The following is a 15,316-nucleotide window of genomic DNA, read 5'->3' as shown; positions in this document are numbered from 1 at the left end:
GTGTTGACCTCATAATAATATGGCTGAAAAAAGGAAAGGTGTTTTTTTTCGGGAGTTGTTTCCTTTCACCTTTGTGGTGGCGCTTTGGCTGATGCATATTTTGCAGGGTTTCTCTCACAACGGATTACGCCACCTTGCATTATTCCCCAGGCATACAGAAGGTCTTTACGGTATCGTTTTTCACCCGCTGCTGCACGCCGATTTCAGTCACCTGATTGGGAACAGTATTCCGCTGCTTGTACTGGGTCTGCTTCTTTTTAATGCCTACAAGATTATTGCGCACCGGGTCTTCTTTATCATGTATTTGCTTACGGGTATTCTGGTGTGGTTTTTTGCACGCGAATCGTGGCACCTCGGCGCAAGCGGACTTGTGTACGGACTGGCAGCGTTCTTGTTTTTCAGCGGCATTATCCGCCGGCATCTTAAACTCATGGTTATTTCCATGCTGGTTGTTTTTCTTTATGGCTCTATGGTTTGGGGCGTACTGCCAATTGATCCTACGGTTTCGTGGGAAGGTCATTTGTTTGGCGCACTCACCGGCATGATGCTGGCCTGGGTATATCGCCGCGAAGGTCCGCAACGGCAGGTTTACTGGCAGGATGAACCGGAAGATGACAATGAGCCTCTGCCCTTTCCCGAAGAACTGCCGGACTTCAGCGATACCCCACAGCCACCGCCGCCTCCGGCTGATCCCATTCATCCGCACGTAAACATTACCTATTGGTACCGCGATTCAAAGGATCAAACCGGAAATGCTGAAAAATGAACCTCCTGCAATTTGCTTTCAGCCGCAGGAAGGAAATTTTCAGCCATTTGACAAGATTAACATTACTTTATACTCAATAATTACATATTTGTAGTATGCGTAAATGGCGCCACATACTATTTTTGGCTGTACCATTGTGTATGCTCATGCAACTCACTCTCGGTTCACTTTGGTGGATGGCGCTGCGCGAAGCACACAGACACAAGGTAAAGCACCAGGTGCTGACTGAACTTTCCGAGTCGCATCTGGTATCAATTACGCTTACAGCAGGTGAACTTGCCTCCGCCCGTTTCAAAGATGAAGGAAAAGAAATAGAGTGGAAGGGGCGTATGTATGATATTGTTTCGATGAAGGTGGAAGGAGGAAAAGTAGTGTTAAGTTGTTTTGATGATAATGACGAAACCCTCATGGTGCTTGCCATGAAGAAAATGACCGATGAAAACAATAACAATCCTTACAATACTATTTTAAACGAATTCGAACTTCTGGCAATCGACCATTTTACGAAAACCGAAATTCCGGCTCGTCCGGATTTGTTTACACGGCTGCATTTTGCCGAACCTGCCTGGCGGGTTCCGGCTTTCATCCCCAATGTGCCGACACCCCCGCCTGATCTTTGCTGAGAAGTATCCCTTCTCAAATTATACCTTTTTTACTGAAAACATTCACACAAACAGTGCTGTGTACTTTGCACGCATCTATTTATTTGCTTTACACCGCAAATAAGGTGCAATTCGTTTATTCAGCATTCAGGTTTGTGTAGTGTTTTTTCATTGTTCCATTTTGCGCCTGCGAAGCGCAGTAAACTCATATTATTCGTATGACCAAACATTTCCTCCTCAAAACAGGAGTGTGTGCGTTTGTATGGCTGGGGCTTAACCAGTCCGGCCTGCACGCACAGCTCAATTGCGGCAGTACCGATGCACACCGCCACATTCAGCAGCAGGATCCAACCTACGATCAGCGTAAGGCGGAGTACGATGCTTATGTGCAGCAATACATGCAGCAGCAGAAAGCATTGCAGCAAAACAATACAGCGCGCGCCGCCTCGGTGCAGTATGTAATTCCCATCGTATTTCACATCATTCATGAATATGGCGCCGAAAACATCAGCGATGCGCAGATACTTGATCAGGTAGCCATACTCAATGAAGATTTTCAGAAACTCAACGCTGATACCAGTGTGGTTATTCCACCTTTCAAACCACTTGTGGGCAATGCCGGTATCGAATTCCGTCTCGCTAAAATTGACCCCGATGGTAATTGCACCAACGGCATCGACCGCATCTACTCGCACGAAACCCGCGTGGGCGATGATTTTTCAAAACTCAATCCCTGGCCGCGAGATAAGTATCTCAACATTTGGGTGGTAAAACAAATGCGCAACGGCGTGGCTGGATATGCTTACTATCCGTCGGCCGTGCAAAACGGGTTTGGATATTATTACGATGGAATTATCATCCTTCAGGATTACATCGGCAGCATCGGCACAGGTGCGCCCGGTACGTCGCGTGCACTCACACACGAAATAGGCCACTACCTCAACCTTGCCCATCCCTGGGGCAGTACGAACAATCCCGGTGTGGCTTGTGGCGACGATGGTATTCCTGATACACCGGTTACCGAAGGCTGGACAAATTGCCCCACACCCACGCCGCCGCTTTATGCGCAGTGGGCACTATGTACACCCGGTGTGCCTGAGAACGTGCAGAATTTTATGGACTATTCTTACTGCTCGCGCATGTTTACCAACGATCAGGTGCTGGCCATGCACGCCACACTCAACAGCAGCATCAGCGACCGCGATAATTTATGGTCACCCGCAAATCTTGCACTTACCGGAGTTGACGGCTCTGTGACCACGCCCTGTGCGCCCATTGCTGATTTTAATAATTCAGTATGGTGTGCATGTGAAGGCACTACCATTAATTATAGCGACCAGAGCTGGAACGGTCCGGTAACAAGCCGCAACTGGAATTTCGGTGGAGGCTCGCCGGCCACATCCACCGCTGCTTCGCAGGCGGTTACTTATAATCAGGCCGGGTATTATTCTACTTCGCTCAATGTAAGTAACAGCACCGGAAACAATAGTGTCACAAAATGGAACAATGTGTATATCAGTCCCGGCTGGAGTGATTTTACCGGTACATGGAGTGAAGATTTTGAAAATGTGAATTTCAATCAGTGGATTATTTCCAATCCGGGAAATACACCTTCGCAGTGGCAGGTATCTAACAGTGCCGGTTTTTCGGGGTCACATGCACTTAAACTCAATTCATTTGGGAGCGATGGTGCCGTGCGCGACGAAGCGATTTCGCCTTCGGTTGATCTTTCGCTCACTTCGCAAATGGTGCTTAACTTTAAATACACCGCCGCAGTAAGTTCGTTGCAGGATTCGGTGCGCGATGCCTTGCGTGTGTATTACTCTTTAAACTGTGGCCGCACATGGGTGTTGTTGCGAAACATTAACGGATATGCGCTGGTGCCCGGCGGACTCGACCAGAATGCTTACTCACCGGTAATGCAAAATCAATGGAACAGTGTAGCGATAAATTTGCCCAGTGTAGTAGCTCAGCAGCGGGTGCGGTTTAAATTTGAGTTTACCGCAGGTAATTTTTCAAACAACCTCTATATCGACGATATCAATATTACCGGTGTTGTGGGACAGGAGGAAATTGTGAATCATGATTTTAATCTTTTTGCTTCACCAAATCCATCCTCAGGCATCACCACTGTTTCCTTTGTGCTGGCTGATGCTGCACAGCTTAACATCGGGCTCACTGATATTACTGGCCGCACCATTTCACTAAGCAACAATCAGTCGTTCGGAGCCGGTCCGCAGCAGCTTCAGATTGATCCGCATGCATTGGGACTTTCAAACGGAGTATATTTTATTTCAATTGATAACGGCAGTTCCCGCAGTACACACAAAATAGTTTTCATGAGCTTGTAAAATATGTGTGGTGGTATTGGTTGCAGCAACAACCGGTACCGGCAGCGGCTCCCTCAGCAAGGGGAGCCGTTGTTTTTTATAGCTGTAAGTGAATATATCGGTATCGTTGCAACGGGCGGAACTGTCTATCTTTGCGGCCTATGAATTTGCTTTCGGTTGAATCGATTTCCAAGAGTTACGGCTTGCGCACACTGTTTACCGATGTTAGTTTCGGACTGGCGCAGGGCGAGAAGGTGGCACTTGTGGCCCGCAACGGTGCTGGAAAAAGCACGTTGCTGAATATTCTCGCCGGGCGTGATGTGCCTGATACCGGTACAGTAAGCATGCGCCGCGACATTACTGTGGGCTTTCTCGATCAGGATCCGAAGTTCGACGAAAGCCTCACTGTGATTCAGGCTGCAGTAGAAGGCGATACGCCCGCGCTGCGTGCTTTGCGCGCCTACGAAACCGCACTCGAAGAAAGTGAAACCGATCACAGCCCCGCTGCGCGGCAGCGCCTTGATGATGCGCTGGCCGAAATGGACAGGCTGCAGGCCTGGGACCATGAAGTGCAGCTGAAAGCCCTGCTGGGCCGACTTGGCTTTAAACAGCTCACACAGCCCGTGAGCACACTTTCCGGCGGGCAACGCAAACGTCTTGCGCTGGCACAGCTTATCCAGTCGGCACCTGATCTGCTCATCCTCGACGAGCCCACCAACCACCTCGATATCGACATGATTGAGTGGCTCGAAAGCTTTCTGGCCAACAGCGAGCGCACACTGCTGCTTGTTACACACGACCGCTACTTTCTCGATCGCGTGTGCGATGCAGTGATTGAACTCGAGAACGGAAAGTTCTTTCGCTACGACGGCGATTTTGCCTACTACATAGAAAAGAAGGCCGAGCGTGAAGCTGCCGACGCAAGTGCGCTGGAGAAAGCCAAAAACCTCTATCGCCGCGAACTGGAGTGGGTGCGCAAAATGCCCCGTGCACGCGGCACAAAAGCAAAAGCCCGAAAAGATGCATTTGCGGATGTAGCCGAAAAAGCCCGCGGTAAAAGACCCGACGAAGAACTACAGCTGCAGGTGAAGATGACCCGCCTCGGCGGAAAAATTCTCGAACTCATCCGCATACGCAAAAAGTTTGGCGAACAAATCATTCTCGACGGCTTTGATTACACCTTCAAACGCGGCGAAAAAATCGGTATCGTAGGCAAAAACGGTGTGGGCAAATCAACCTTGCTTAACATCGTAATGGGCCTCGAACCACCCGACAGCGGTAAACTCCAAACCGGCGAAACGGTGGTGTTTGGTTACTACGCACAGCAAGGCATACAGTTTGCCGATGATAAACGCGTAATTGAAGTAATCAAGGATATTGCCGATGTATTTCCGCTGGCCGATGGCAGCAAGCTCTCGGCCTCGCAAATGCTTCAGCGTTTCTTATTTCCGCCGCAGTCGCATTACAACTACGTGTCGCTGCTCAGTGGTGGCGAAAAGCGAAGGCTTTTCCTGCTCACCATCCTGATGAAAAATCCAAACTTCCTCATCCTCGACGAACCCACCAACGATCTTGATATTTTAACGCTGAGTGTACTCGAAGATTTTCTGATGGATTTTCCGGGATGCGTGGTCATCGTTTCGCACGACCGTTACTTCATGGATAAACTGGTGGATCATCTTTTTGTGTTTGAAGGCAGCGGTGTGGTGAAAGATTTCCCCGGAAACTACTCGCAGTGGCGCGAAAAACAAATTGAGCAGGACCGCGAAGAACGCCGCCAGCAGGCCGCTGAGGCTAAAGCAGAAGAAAATAATTCGCCTAAAACTACTGTTAATTCAGCCACCGCTTCAACGGCCAAACGTAAACCTTCGTTCAAGGAGAAATTCGAATTCGAGCAACTGGAAAAACAAATTCCCCAACTCGAAAAAGAAAAAGCGGAGTTAACCGAAAAAATGACTGTTACAACCGATCATGTGGAGTTGGGTAAGTTATCTGACCGGTTTTCAGTGCTTGAAAAAGAATTGGAAGAGAAGTCGATGCGATGGCTGGAACTGGCGGAAATTGTGGAGGGAAGTTAGTTATGGAACTCATTAGAAAAACACTTATTAATTATCATCAGCTACCTCCTTCGAAGGTTGAATCGATGCTTGCTTTTTTCGATATAAAAACCTTTTCTAAAGGAGAATACTTTTTGCGTCAGGGAGATATCTGTCGTCATATTGCCTTTATTGAAAAAGGAAGTATGGTTTACTTTGCCCATAATGAGGCTGATGAAAGCGCCTGCGATCTGGCACTCGAGGGGGAATGGGTAACCTATGTGAAGAGTTTATCCGATGGCACTCCGGCTGAAATTTCAATTCGTACTGTAGAACCTGTTCAAGCTGTAGTATTAAGTCTTGATAACCTCAGTTCAATGGTGAAAAAACATCCCGATGCCGCTAAAGTACAATATAAACTTATTCAGGACGGAATGGTGGCAATGGCCCGTCGTTCGGTAGAAATGGTAAGTCTTAGTGTAGAAAATCGTTATCAAAAGCTGTTAAGTGATAAGCCCGAAATATTTAAACGTTTTCCTGTCACATATATCGCTTCTTATCTCGGAATTACACCGCGTCATTTAAATAGACTAAGAGGCGGTAAATAATTTTTCAGACAAATGTCTTATAGCGGACTATATTGATTTTTCATTTTTGCATGGACAAATATCCATAACATGAAAAATCGTATCAGTCTTTTGGTTCTTTTGTTTCCTTTACTTCTTCAGGGAAAATCTTTAGAAGAGAGACCTTCTTTTTCGCCACGTTACAGCTTTGTTTTAGGGCTTACTCAACCCATTTTTCTTCGCGGCTTCAATGCCGAATTTGATCTATGGATGAAACGATTTGTGATAGACTATTCACATGGTGTTGAATTAAAACTTGATGGTGGATTAGTGGGAGGCGAACTAGAGGCTCAACAACTCAATGTGAAGATCCCGCACAGCGTCGGTTTCGGATTTGGCTACCGATTTACGGATGGTCTTAATCTGAGGATCGAACCCAAATTGCATGTGTTTGAACTCTATAATCAAACCGACATCCAAACTGCAGCCAATCGGATCGGACGTTATTCTACTTACACGCTTGGTTTGGGTGTATATTACAGGTGGTTGCCTTTCCAAAATAAACAGTCGGGGTTAAAAGGAATTACCATTGCACCCAGTGTACGCTGGTGGCCGCGCATAGCAAGTTCACTCAGTGATGATAAGTTGGTTTATACGGATAGAAACGGAGTGAGTCTAACTCATAATGCATTAAACATAGGCGTAAGTAATTCGCCATGGATTGTTAATGTAAGTGTCGGGTATTCGTTTGGTAAGTAAATTGTTTTGCTTGTAAATAGTATGCAAAATACAGTGTTGTAAAAAAAACAGCGGGAACGATACTCATTCCCGCTGTTTCATTATACTCATTTCCCCTCACAACTTCCCCCATTCATCCCATTCTTGCGGCAACATTCCGGCAGACGTTTGTAAGCGCCCGGACGAGCTTTTACATCATCAGCATCATAGCCGGTGCGGGAAATAATGTCGCGGATTTTGGCAGGGGTGATTTTCTTTGGATTGTAGGTAATTGTAACCACGCGTGTGGGAATGTTGAGCGATGAACTTACCACACCTTTGGTTAGATTAAGTGCTTTCTCGATACGTGTTTTGCACATGCCGCACTCAGCCGATGTTTTGATTTCGATGGTGACGTTTTCGGTTGTATCGGCCGGGCGCTGCGACTGGAGCAGGATACTGCCGCTGATGAAAAGCAGCACGAGGAGTGAATTTTTGAGAATGGTTTTCATGGTATTGATTTTTGTTTGTTAGTTGATTGCGTAGCGAATGCCCGCATAAATGATGCGGCCATCCATTGGTCCGTAAATGAGTGAAGCGTCAAACTCAGGCGCAAAGGGCTGACCGGGCAGGAGTATGGCGTTGTGCTGCATGAAATTGAATACATTATCGCAGCCGGCATACACCGAAAATGTGCGGAAGTTTTTCAATATATGCACATTGAACAGCCAGAAGGCTTCGCCCACCGTATCGCTCATTCCCCCGTGCTGTGCGTGGGCCGATACATTGGGCAGGCGGCTTTGTCCCATCCATTTTACAGTGGCGTCAAACTTCCAGCGGTCGTGCATTGTGGCATAGCCAATGTTGAAAAAGGCGCGGTGCACAGGCATAAGCGGACGCGATTTTAATTGTCCGCTGTAGGTAGTACGAATATCATACCACTTGTAGGCGAAACGCAGATCAAGCCGTTCAATGGGTTCGAGCGAAAGATCGGCCTGAAGGCTGTTGGCAAACGACTTGCCCTGCAGGTTGTAAAATTGCAGCAGCTCCGGCGTTTCCATGTCCATCACTACCTGATTTTGAAAGTCGGTCCGGAAGAAATCGATAATGAGCAATGCCTCTTTGCCAAGTTTAAATTTCTGCTGCAAACTGCCGCCATAATTCCAGGCAATTTCGGCTTTCAGTGGCCCATTTATCTTCACCGCGCGCGAACTTGCAAAAATGGCACTGTTCTCGGTGAAAATATTGGCCGTGCGAAATCCCTTGCCACCCGACACGCGCAACGCAGTTTTGGGCGTGAGATCATACTTTGCATGCACACGCGGGGTAAGCTGAAAGCCCGCCACACTATGCATATCAGCACGCAGGCCGGCTACAATTGAAAAACGCGTACTCAGATGCCCTGTGTACTCGGCAAACACACCCGGCGCAGATTCAGGTCTGAACATGGCAGAGTCGTTAAACACCTCACGGTATTCATCAAACACAAGGCTTGCGCCCAATTTATAACCGTGTTTGTCGCCACTGCCTACATTATCCTGCCAGATCACGTTGGCATAAATACTGCGCTGCTCGCCCGAATAAGTTTTTAGTCCGAAAAACATTTCCTGCTCATGCCACCGCGCCGAAAACATGGTGCCAATGCTGCGGCCGGGCTTCCTGAATACAAAACCGGTTTTATTAAAAAACTCAAGCTGCCGGTTCAGTATGCCCATGCCCCAGAAATTGGTGGTGCCGTAATCGCTCGCTTTGTTAAAGGCAAACTGCCCGCCCGTGCGGTCGTCCTGCAAGGCACGTATGCCAAACTGCCCTTCCACTTTATTCTTATGCACCCAGTTCCAGCGCGACATTACATTGTATTGCTCATACATCGGCATGTCGAGAAAACCGTCGTTATTGTTGTCGTTGCGCTGTTTCAAACGGCTGTGGTGCATAAGCAGCGTGGTGCCCCAGTTTTCGTTCAGCTGCCGGTTAAAATGCACGTTGGCTTCGTAACGGCCAAGCTGGTTGGCATACAGGTTTACAAAGTAACGGTCGGCACCTTCTTCGGGCTTCAGCAAATCAATGTTCAGCTGTCCCGAAACTGATTCGTAGCCGTTTAGCACCGAGCCTGTGCCTTTTGTAATGAGTATGCCCTTGATAAATGTGCCAGGCACGTAAGCAAGGCCGTATGAAGCCGAAAGGCCACGGATAAGCGGAAGGTTCTCAAACAGAATCTGCGAATACACTCCGTCAAGGCCAAGCATCTGTATTTTCTTTGCGCCAGAAACCGCATCAGTTACGGCGGCATCTACAGACGGATTGGTTTCAAAGCTCTCGGAAAGATTGCAGCAGGCGGCTTTCAGCAAACCGGCCGAAGTAATCCGCTCGGCAAAAATAGGACTGAGTGTGGAGAACTGGCTTGCAGGCAAACGTTCTTCAATAACCACTGCATTAAGTGTATTCGAAGGAAGCAAATCCACACTCACCTGCGCGGGCGATTTGCTGTCGAAAGTAAGTACACGCGTTTGAAAACCGGTCATCGACACACGCAGCTGTGCCGGAAAACTATCGGGCCACGCAATACGGAAATTACCCTGATTATCGCAGGAAGTACCAATACTTGTTCCCTGCCAGAAAATCTGTGCACCAGGCACAGGTTCTGATCTGCCGCTATACACATTGCCGGTGAGTACATCCTGCGCCCGAAGCGTAACAGCACTCAGCAACAGATTCAACAGAAGTAGAATTCGGATGAAATACATGAGTTGAGTAAATTGTATATACGAATAATCCCGACGCAATTATTGCATCAGGCCGGAATACAATTCACCACTAAATAAGGAAGGTTTGATTGAGTTGCAGCAACACACGCGCACTTCGCGGAGGCGGTTTGCTGCATACCTGCACCGGAAGTGGCTGCGAGGTAAGCAGTAATGAAACAGAGGGAAGCTGCTGTGAGGGAACTGCCACCCAAACCGGTGCTTTCACAAACAACTGCGAAGCCTGTATAAAATTGTCAGTAACAATACCGTAACTCTTATAAAGGCAACATTGTTTGTCCAGTTCAGCTTCCTGCTCTGGCTCAGGGCAGCAGGAATCCACCGCCGAATTTATCTTTACAACTTCTCTTCCCGTTTTCAGACAAATCATTTTGCCCACCACAATACCCGATGCACTCAACAGCATAACTGCGGTGAGCATAAGTGTAATTGAGTGAAGAAAACGTGCCTTCATAACACAAAAATACGAAAAACTCACCTTCCCGCAAATTTCCCGTTTTCAATAGTCTGATTCCTGTTGGTTTTTAATTATATTTAGTACATGTTCATACAGCCGAACTGCTTTTTTCTTCTTTGCCTGCTTTTTGTGTCAGGATCTTTTCATGCCCAACAAGCGGATGCGGCTTCCGTTTTACGCGAAATTCAGCAAAAGGGAGCTGATACAACACGGTTATTTGCACTCAATGAAGCCAGTATTCAATTTGTGTATGCCAATGAATACGATAGTGCAATTAAATATACCCAGACCGTAATTCATTATGCATCGCAGGGCAATTTTCCCCGTCAGCTTGCTTCTGCGCATAATATTCTGGCCAACTGCTATTACTTCCGTGGGCTTTATCCCGAATCAGTAAAAAGTTATCTCATTGCATTGAAAATTTACGAAAAGCAGAAAGACTCTACTCGTATTGCCAACTGTTACAATAATATCGGTAATACCTATACCCGTCAGAAATACTACGATCAGGCTATCGACTTTCATCAGAAGGCGCTCAACATCAGGCTGCGGCTGAAAGACAAAGACAATATTGCCAATTCGTACAATAACATTGCAAACATCTATCATAGCCAGAAAAAATATAAAGAGGCACTGCAAAGCCATTACCGGTCGCTGGCAATAAAGGTAGAACAGCAGGATACAGCTATGCTTGTACTTTCTCTCAACAACATTGGCGGCGTATATACTGATCTTGGCCTTTACGACAGTGCAATCGTTTTTCATAAACGGGCACTTGAAATGAATGCGTTTGCTTCAAATAATGAGGAGGATGAGGAAATTGCATACGTAAACCTTTGCCGCACCTACATGCTGATGAAGGATTATGCAACTGCAGAAAGCTATGGCGAAAAAGCGATTAGCATTGCTTCCCGCATAGGTGATGCAGAAACCATGCTTGAAGCAAATAACCTGATGAGCCGGATTTATCAGCAAACAGGCAGGTTTGATAAAGCTTTGGACTATTATCAGAAATACATCTGGTTCCGCGATAGCTTATACAATGAAGAGAATACGGCTAAACTCTATGCTGAGGAGTATCAGTATAAACTGGAGAAAAAACTGGATGAAGAAAAACTTGCTCAGGCAAAAAAAGATGCAGTAACTGAAACGGAAAAGAAAAAGAAAAATCAGATTCTTATTCTGGTCTGTTCATTGCTGGTGCTGGTGGTCGGTTTTGCGGTATTTATATATCGGAGTTACGTGAAAAAGCGGCAGGTGAGCGAAACCGTAATTAAGCAAAATCAGGTAATACGGGAAAAGCAAAAGGAAATAATCGACAGTATCAATTATGCAAAACGTATTCAAAATGCGGTTTTGCCCGACAGTGAAAATTTCATTGATGAATTTACCGAAGCATTTATATACAATAATCCGAAAGACATAGTAAGTGGCGACCTGTATTGGTACGCTAAACTGAGCACCACCTCGGAAACGCCCATACAGCTTATTGTGGTGGCGCTTGCTGATTGTACCGGACATGGAGTGCCGGGTGGTTTTATGAGTTTGCTTGCCACACAACTGCTTAATCACAGTGTGAAAAATCCTGAGATTAATTCACCCGGTGAATTGCTTAAATATATGAATACGCGGATTAGTCAGGATTTAAATAAAAATACAAAAGAGCGTATCAACGACGGGCTGGATATTGCCGTGTGTGCGATTGATTTTTCACGCAACGTGCTTTATTATTCCGGCGCCAACCGGCCGCTCTGGATAATGCGTAACGATACAATTGAGGAAACCGAGGCCACGCGCGCCTCTATTGGTGCATATACACCCGAAAATCAGGAATTCATCACACATACATTGTCACTTGCAAAAGGCGATAAACTTTATTTGTTTACCGATGGGGTAACGGATCAGTTTGGTGCCGGCTCTAATAAAAAGTTTACCAAAAAACGCCTGAAAGAATTTCTGCTTTCCACCTCACATCTGAGCATGAACGAACAAAGCACGAAGTTTGCCGAACTGATGAATGCGTGGCAGGGTGATATGGAGCAAACGGATGATATGATGATGATCGGTATTAAGCTGTAGCTGCCTTTACGCCACACCCGAATCCTGCTTCGCCATTTTTGTTCTGTACTGTGTAAGCAGTGTGGATTTTGAAATGAAGCCGATATACTTTCCATCTTCAAGTACCGGTATATTCCAGGCATTGTGCTGTTCAAATTTTTTCATCACATCCACCATACTTTCATTACTGTCAATTGTCAGCTCCGGGCGTGTCATTAAATCGCTTACAAGCGTGTTGTCGTAGCGTTCGGTCTGAAACATGATTTCGCGGATGTTTTCGAGATGCACGAGTCCGATAAGTTCATCGTGCGGATTGAGTACCGGAAAAACATTGCGTTTCGAACTGGCAAACGTATCCACAAGCTGCCCGAGTGTATCGTTAGGGTGCACAGGTGTGAAATCGGTTTCAATGAGTTTCTTTAGTTTGAGACGGGCCAGCACATTCTTGTCTTTGTTTTGTGTAAGCAGCAGGCCGCGTGCAGCAAGGCGTTTGGTGTAAATAGAGTAAGGCTCGAAATAACGCGAAATGAAATAGGAGAATGCCGAAACAATCATGAGCGGTACAAACAAGGCGTATCCGCCAGTTACTTCTGCAATAAGAAAGATGGCTGTCATGGGCGCATGCACTACACCGCTCAACGCACCAGCCATGCCCGCTACAATAAAGTTGGGTACGGTAAGCTCAATAATGCCGGTGAGGTTGAAGAAGTAGGCAAATACAAAACCAGCCACCGCACCGGTAAACAACGAAGGCGCAAAAATTCCGCCATTGCCTCCCGATCCGATGGTAAGCGAAGTGGCAATGACTTTAATAAACACAAGCAGCAGCCCGGCCACTACAAGCATCCACGGACTTTGCATGAAACTGCTGTACCAGCTTCCGCCGTAAAGAATTTCATAGTTACCGTTGAGCAGGTTTTCAATGGTGCGATAGCCTTCGCCATACAACGGAGGTAACATGAAAATTAATACACCAAGTCCGATTCCGCCCAATACGGCTTTTTGCCACACTTTCTTTTTACTGCGGAAGAAACCCTCGATACGCAATGTGAGCCGCGACATGTACACCGACACAAAGCCCATGCAGATGCCAAGCAGAATATAAAATGGTATGGCTTTAAACTCCCACCCTTTTGTAATGAGGAAAAACAACTGTTCGCTGTGCAGCAGGTTTGAGATTACCGCTGCTGTGGCTGCGGCAATGAGGAGCGGAATGAACGAAGGAATGGCTACTTCCATCAGAATTACTTCCACCGCAAAAATTACTCCGGCAATAGGTGTATTGAAAACAGCTGCAATACCAGCCGCTGCACCCGCAGCAAGCAGCACAGTACGCTCCTTGTAATTCATGCGCAAATCGCGGCCGGTATTGCTGCCAATGGCCGAACCTGTCACAACAATGGGCGCTTCCAGCCCCGCCGAACCGCCAAAACCCACAGTAAGTGCGCTGGTAATTACATGCGAATAAATTTTGTCGCGCTCCACATTGCTCGATTTCTTTACAATTGTATAAAGAATATTGGCGATGCCACGCCCCAGCTTTCCGCCCCGAAAACGCTGTACATAAAATACGGTAAGTAAAATGCCGATGAGCGGAAAAATAAAATACAGATAATTGTTGCCCGATGCTGCACGAAGCAATTCAAGCAAATGCTGTATGCCATGCACCGTGCTTTTGAGCACTACAGCCGCTATAGCCGCCACAAGCCCCACAAGTAAACTGGCCACAATTAAAAAATTGCGGTTGCTGATGTGACGTGTACGCCATTCATAAATTTTATCGAGCAGTGGTTTGAAAGGCATTGTGCAAAAATAAGCGATGTGTACATTGGTTCAACCGATTTAGTGCGGCTGAATAAGTAATCGCTGCGTGCTTAATTTTTCATTAGCGGCAATTACAGTGATCGTATATATACCCGCAGCTAACGATGAAGTATTTATTCTCCATCCCGCAGAAGTTCGCATTATATCGGTATTAATAATGCGTCCGCTCATGTCGGTGAGGATGAGGTACGCATCATCATCAATAACTTGGGGGTATGTTAATTCTGCGAAATTAATTGCCGGATTGGGTTGCAGGTGCAATGTATTTTGAGATGTGGTATTGATTGCGGACGGGTTGGGTAAATCGAGGTTAACATATGCAATTCCAAAATGCGCGCCGTAAATACAACCGGCCACCTCAAGTTTAATGATGATAGTCTGGTTGAGCCAAGAAGTTAAATCTATGGTGTCAGTACGCCAGTTGAGGTAAGAGGTATAGGGATCAGTCGGACATTGAATAAATGGAGGAGTTGTATTCTGATTGGCCATTATCAAACTATCAAACAAGACAGAGCCCGTAATTGAGTCGCTAATTTGATATGAAAAGTATGGAGCTTCAAGCACTGTATGCCCGCCATCATTCAGTAATAGCGCATAGCTAATGTACAATACAGATGAACCGGGTGTAACGGTCCATGATTTTTGTATCCCACTGCCCATATAGCCTGCACAATTATTGTTTAACCGTGCTATTGCAGTACCCATCGCAGGTGGCAAAATCTGAAAGTTGCCACAATAGTCGGTAGTTATTGTATCAAAGATCGTATGTCGGGCATTGCAGGAATTAATTGTTGCATTGTTTGTTGTACTGAAAATACCGTATTGCACATTACTCCATATCGAGTCGCTTTGTATGTCGTTATTACCAATATAACCAGTCCAACCACTAAAATCGCCAGTCTCAAAACCAAGGTTGAATGTAGTAAGCGGAGCCGTAGGCGTAGCTGAGGGATTGCGTTGAATTTGAGAATTATGTGGCAGGTGATACTTCCGGTAATGTGTAATAAATCCCGGAATATCTATCTCCGCAATTCCGCGCTGCAGAGCTATTGCCGTAATTTCGCTATCTGTTAATTGAGGCTGTTGCGCAGTACTGTAAGTGCTGTTTATAAGAATAACAGTAAGTAAAAGCGAGCGTAAAAATCGTTTCATAACAGGAGGGGTATGTGTGAAAATAAATATACGCATTCACCCCCAT

The 15,316-nt window shown here is 46.4% G+C and carries 12 protein-coding genes; 7 read left to right on the top strand and 5 right to left on the bottom strand.

Annotation, left to right across the window (positions count from 1 at the left end; translation table 11 throughout):
• Nucleotides 1-19: 19 nt before the first annotated feature.
• The 6 genes from IM638_09980 to IM638_09955 all read left to right on the top strand — a co-directional run bounded on the left by IM638_09980 (nucleotide 20) and on the right by IM638_09955 (nucleotide 7,059).
• Nucleotides 20-766, top strand: coding sequence for a rhomboid family intramembrane serine protease (locus IM638_09980; protein ID MCA6363356.1), 747 nt, complete (start codon nucleotides 20-22; stop codon nucleotides 764-766).
• Between the two features lie 146 nt (nucleotides 767-912).
• Nucleotides 913-1,389 (top strand): hypothetical protein, encoded by a 477-nt coding sequence (locus IM638_09975; GenBank protein ID MCA6363355.1) that lies wholly within the window; start codon nucleotides 913-915, stop codon nucleotides 1,387-1,389.
• A 197-nt stretch (nucleotides 1,390-1,586) separates the two neighbouring features.
• Nucleotides 1,587-3,719, top strand: coding sequence for a T9SS type A sorting domain-containing protein (locus IM638_09970; protein MCA6363354.1), 2,133 nt, complete (start codon nucleotides 1,587-1,589; stop codon nucleotides 3,717-3,719).
• A 140-nt stretch (nucleotides 3,720-3,859) separates the two neighbouring features.
• A complete protein-coding gene (locus IM638_09965; GenBank protein MCA6363353.1) occupies nucleotides 3,860-5,776 on the top strand; it encodes an ABC-F family ATP-binding cassette domain-containing protein in 1,917 nt (638 codons plus the stop codon).
• On the top strand, nucleotides 5,740-6,342 hold the full coding sequence (locus tag IM638_09960) for a Crp/Fnr family transcriptional regulator (GenBank protein MCA6363352.1): 603 nt from the start codon (nucleotides 5,740-5,742) through the stop codon (nucleotides 6,340-6,342). Before IM638_09965 ends, IM638_09960 begins: the two co-directional genes overlap by 37 nt.
• A gap of 69 nt (nucleotides 6,343-6,411) precedes the next feature.
• Entirely contained in the window at nucleotides 6,412-7,059 is a 648-nt protein-coding gene (locus IM638_09955; GenBank protein MCA6363351.1) for a hypothetical protein, read from the top strand.
• A gap of 86 nt (nucleotides 7,060-7,145) precedes the next feature.
• Here the strand turns inward: IM638_09955 and IM638_09950 are convergent, their stop codons facing one another.
• The 3 genes from IM638_09950 to IM638_09940 form a co-directional block, all read right to left on the bottom strand.
• Entirely contained in the window at nucleotides 7,146-7,529 is a 384-nt protein-coding gene (locus IM638_09950; protein MCA6363350.1) for a heavy-metal-associated domain-containing protein, read from the bottom strand.
• 18 nt (nucleotides 7,530-7,547) lie between these two features.
• Complete coding sequence (locus IM638_09945; protein ID MCA6363349.1) at nucleotides 7,548-9,761, bottom strand: TonB-dependent receptor; 2,214 nt, start codon at nucleotides 9,759-9,761, stop codon at nucleotides 7,548-7,550.
• Nucleotides 9,762-9,831: 70 nt separating this feature from the next.
• Nucleotides 9,832-10,233, bottom strand: coding sequence for a hypothetical protein (locus tag IM638_09940; protein MCA6363348.1), 402 nt, complete (start codon nucleotides 10,231-10,233; stop codon nucleotides 9,832-9,834).
• Between the two features lie 132 nt (nucleotides 10,234-10,365).
• Between IM638_09940 and IM638_09935 the strand changes: the two genes are divergently transcribed.
• On the top strand, nucleotides 10,366-12,315 hold the full coding sequence (locus IM638_09935) for a tetratricopeptide repeat protein (GenBank protein ID MCA6363347.1): 1,950 nt from the start codon (nucleotides 10,366-10,368) through the stop codon (nucleotides 12,313-12,315).
• 6 nt (nucleotides 12,316-12,321) lie between these two features.
• On the opposite strand, the gene IM638_09930 is transcribed toward IM638_09935, so the two are convergent.
• Together IM638_09930 and IM638_09925 are read right to left on the bottom strand one after the other, a co-directional pair.
• Complete coding sequence (locus IM638_09930) at nucleotides 12,322-14,097, bottom strand: chloride channel protein (protein ID MCA6363346.1); 1,776 nt, start codon at nucleotides 14,095-14,097, stop codon at nucleotides 12,322-12,324.
• Between the two features lie 39 nt (nucleotides 14,098-14,136).
• Nucleotides 14,137-15,270: a T9SS type A sorting domain-containing protein gene (locus tag IM638_09925; protein ID MCA6363345.1), complete on the bottom strand. Its 1,134-nt coding sequence runs from the start codon at nucleotides 15,268-15,270 to the stop codon at nucleotides 14,137-14,139.
• Between the last annotated feature and the right edge of the window lie 46 nt (nucleotides 15,271-15,316).

The organism is Bacteroidota bacterium, assembly GCA_020402865.1.
Taxonomy (GTDB): Bacteria; Bacteroidota; Bacteroidia; order Palsa-965; family Palsa-965.
Note: the sequence above shows the minus strand (reverse complement) of the source record. Positions and strands in the feature narration are given on the sequence as shown.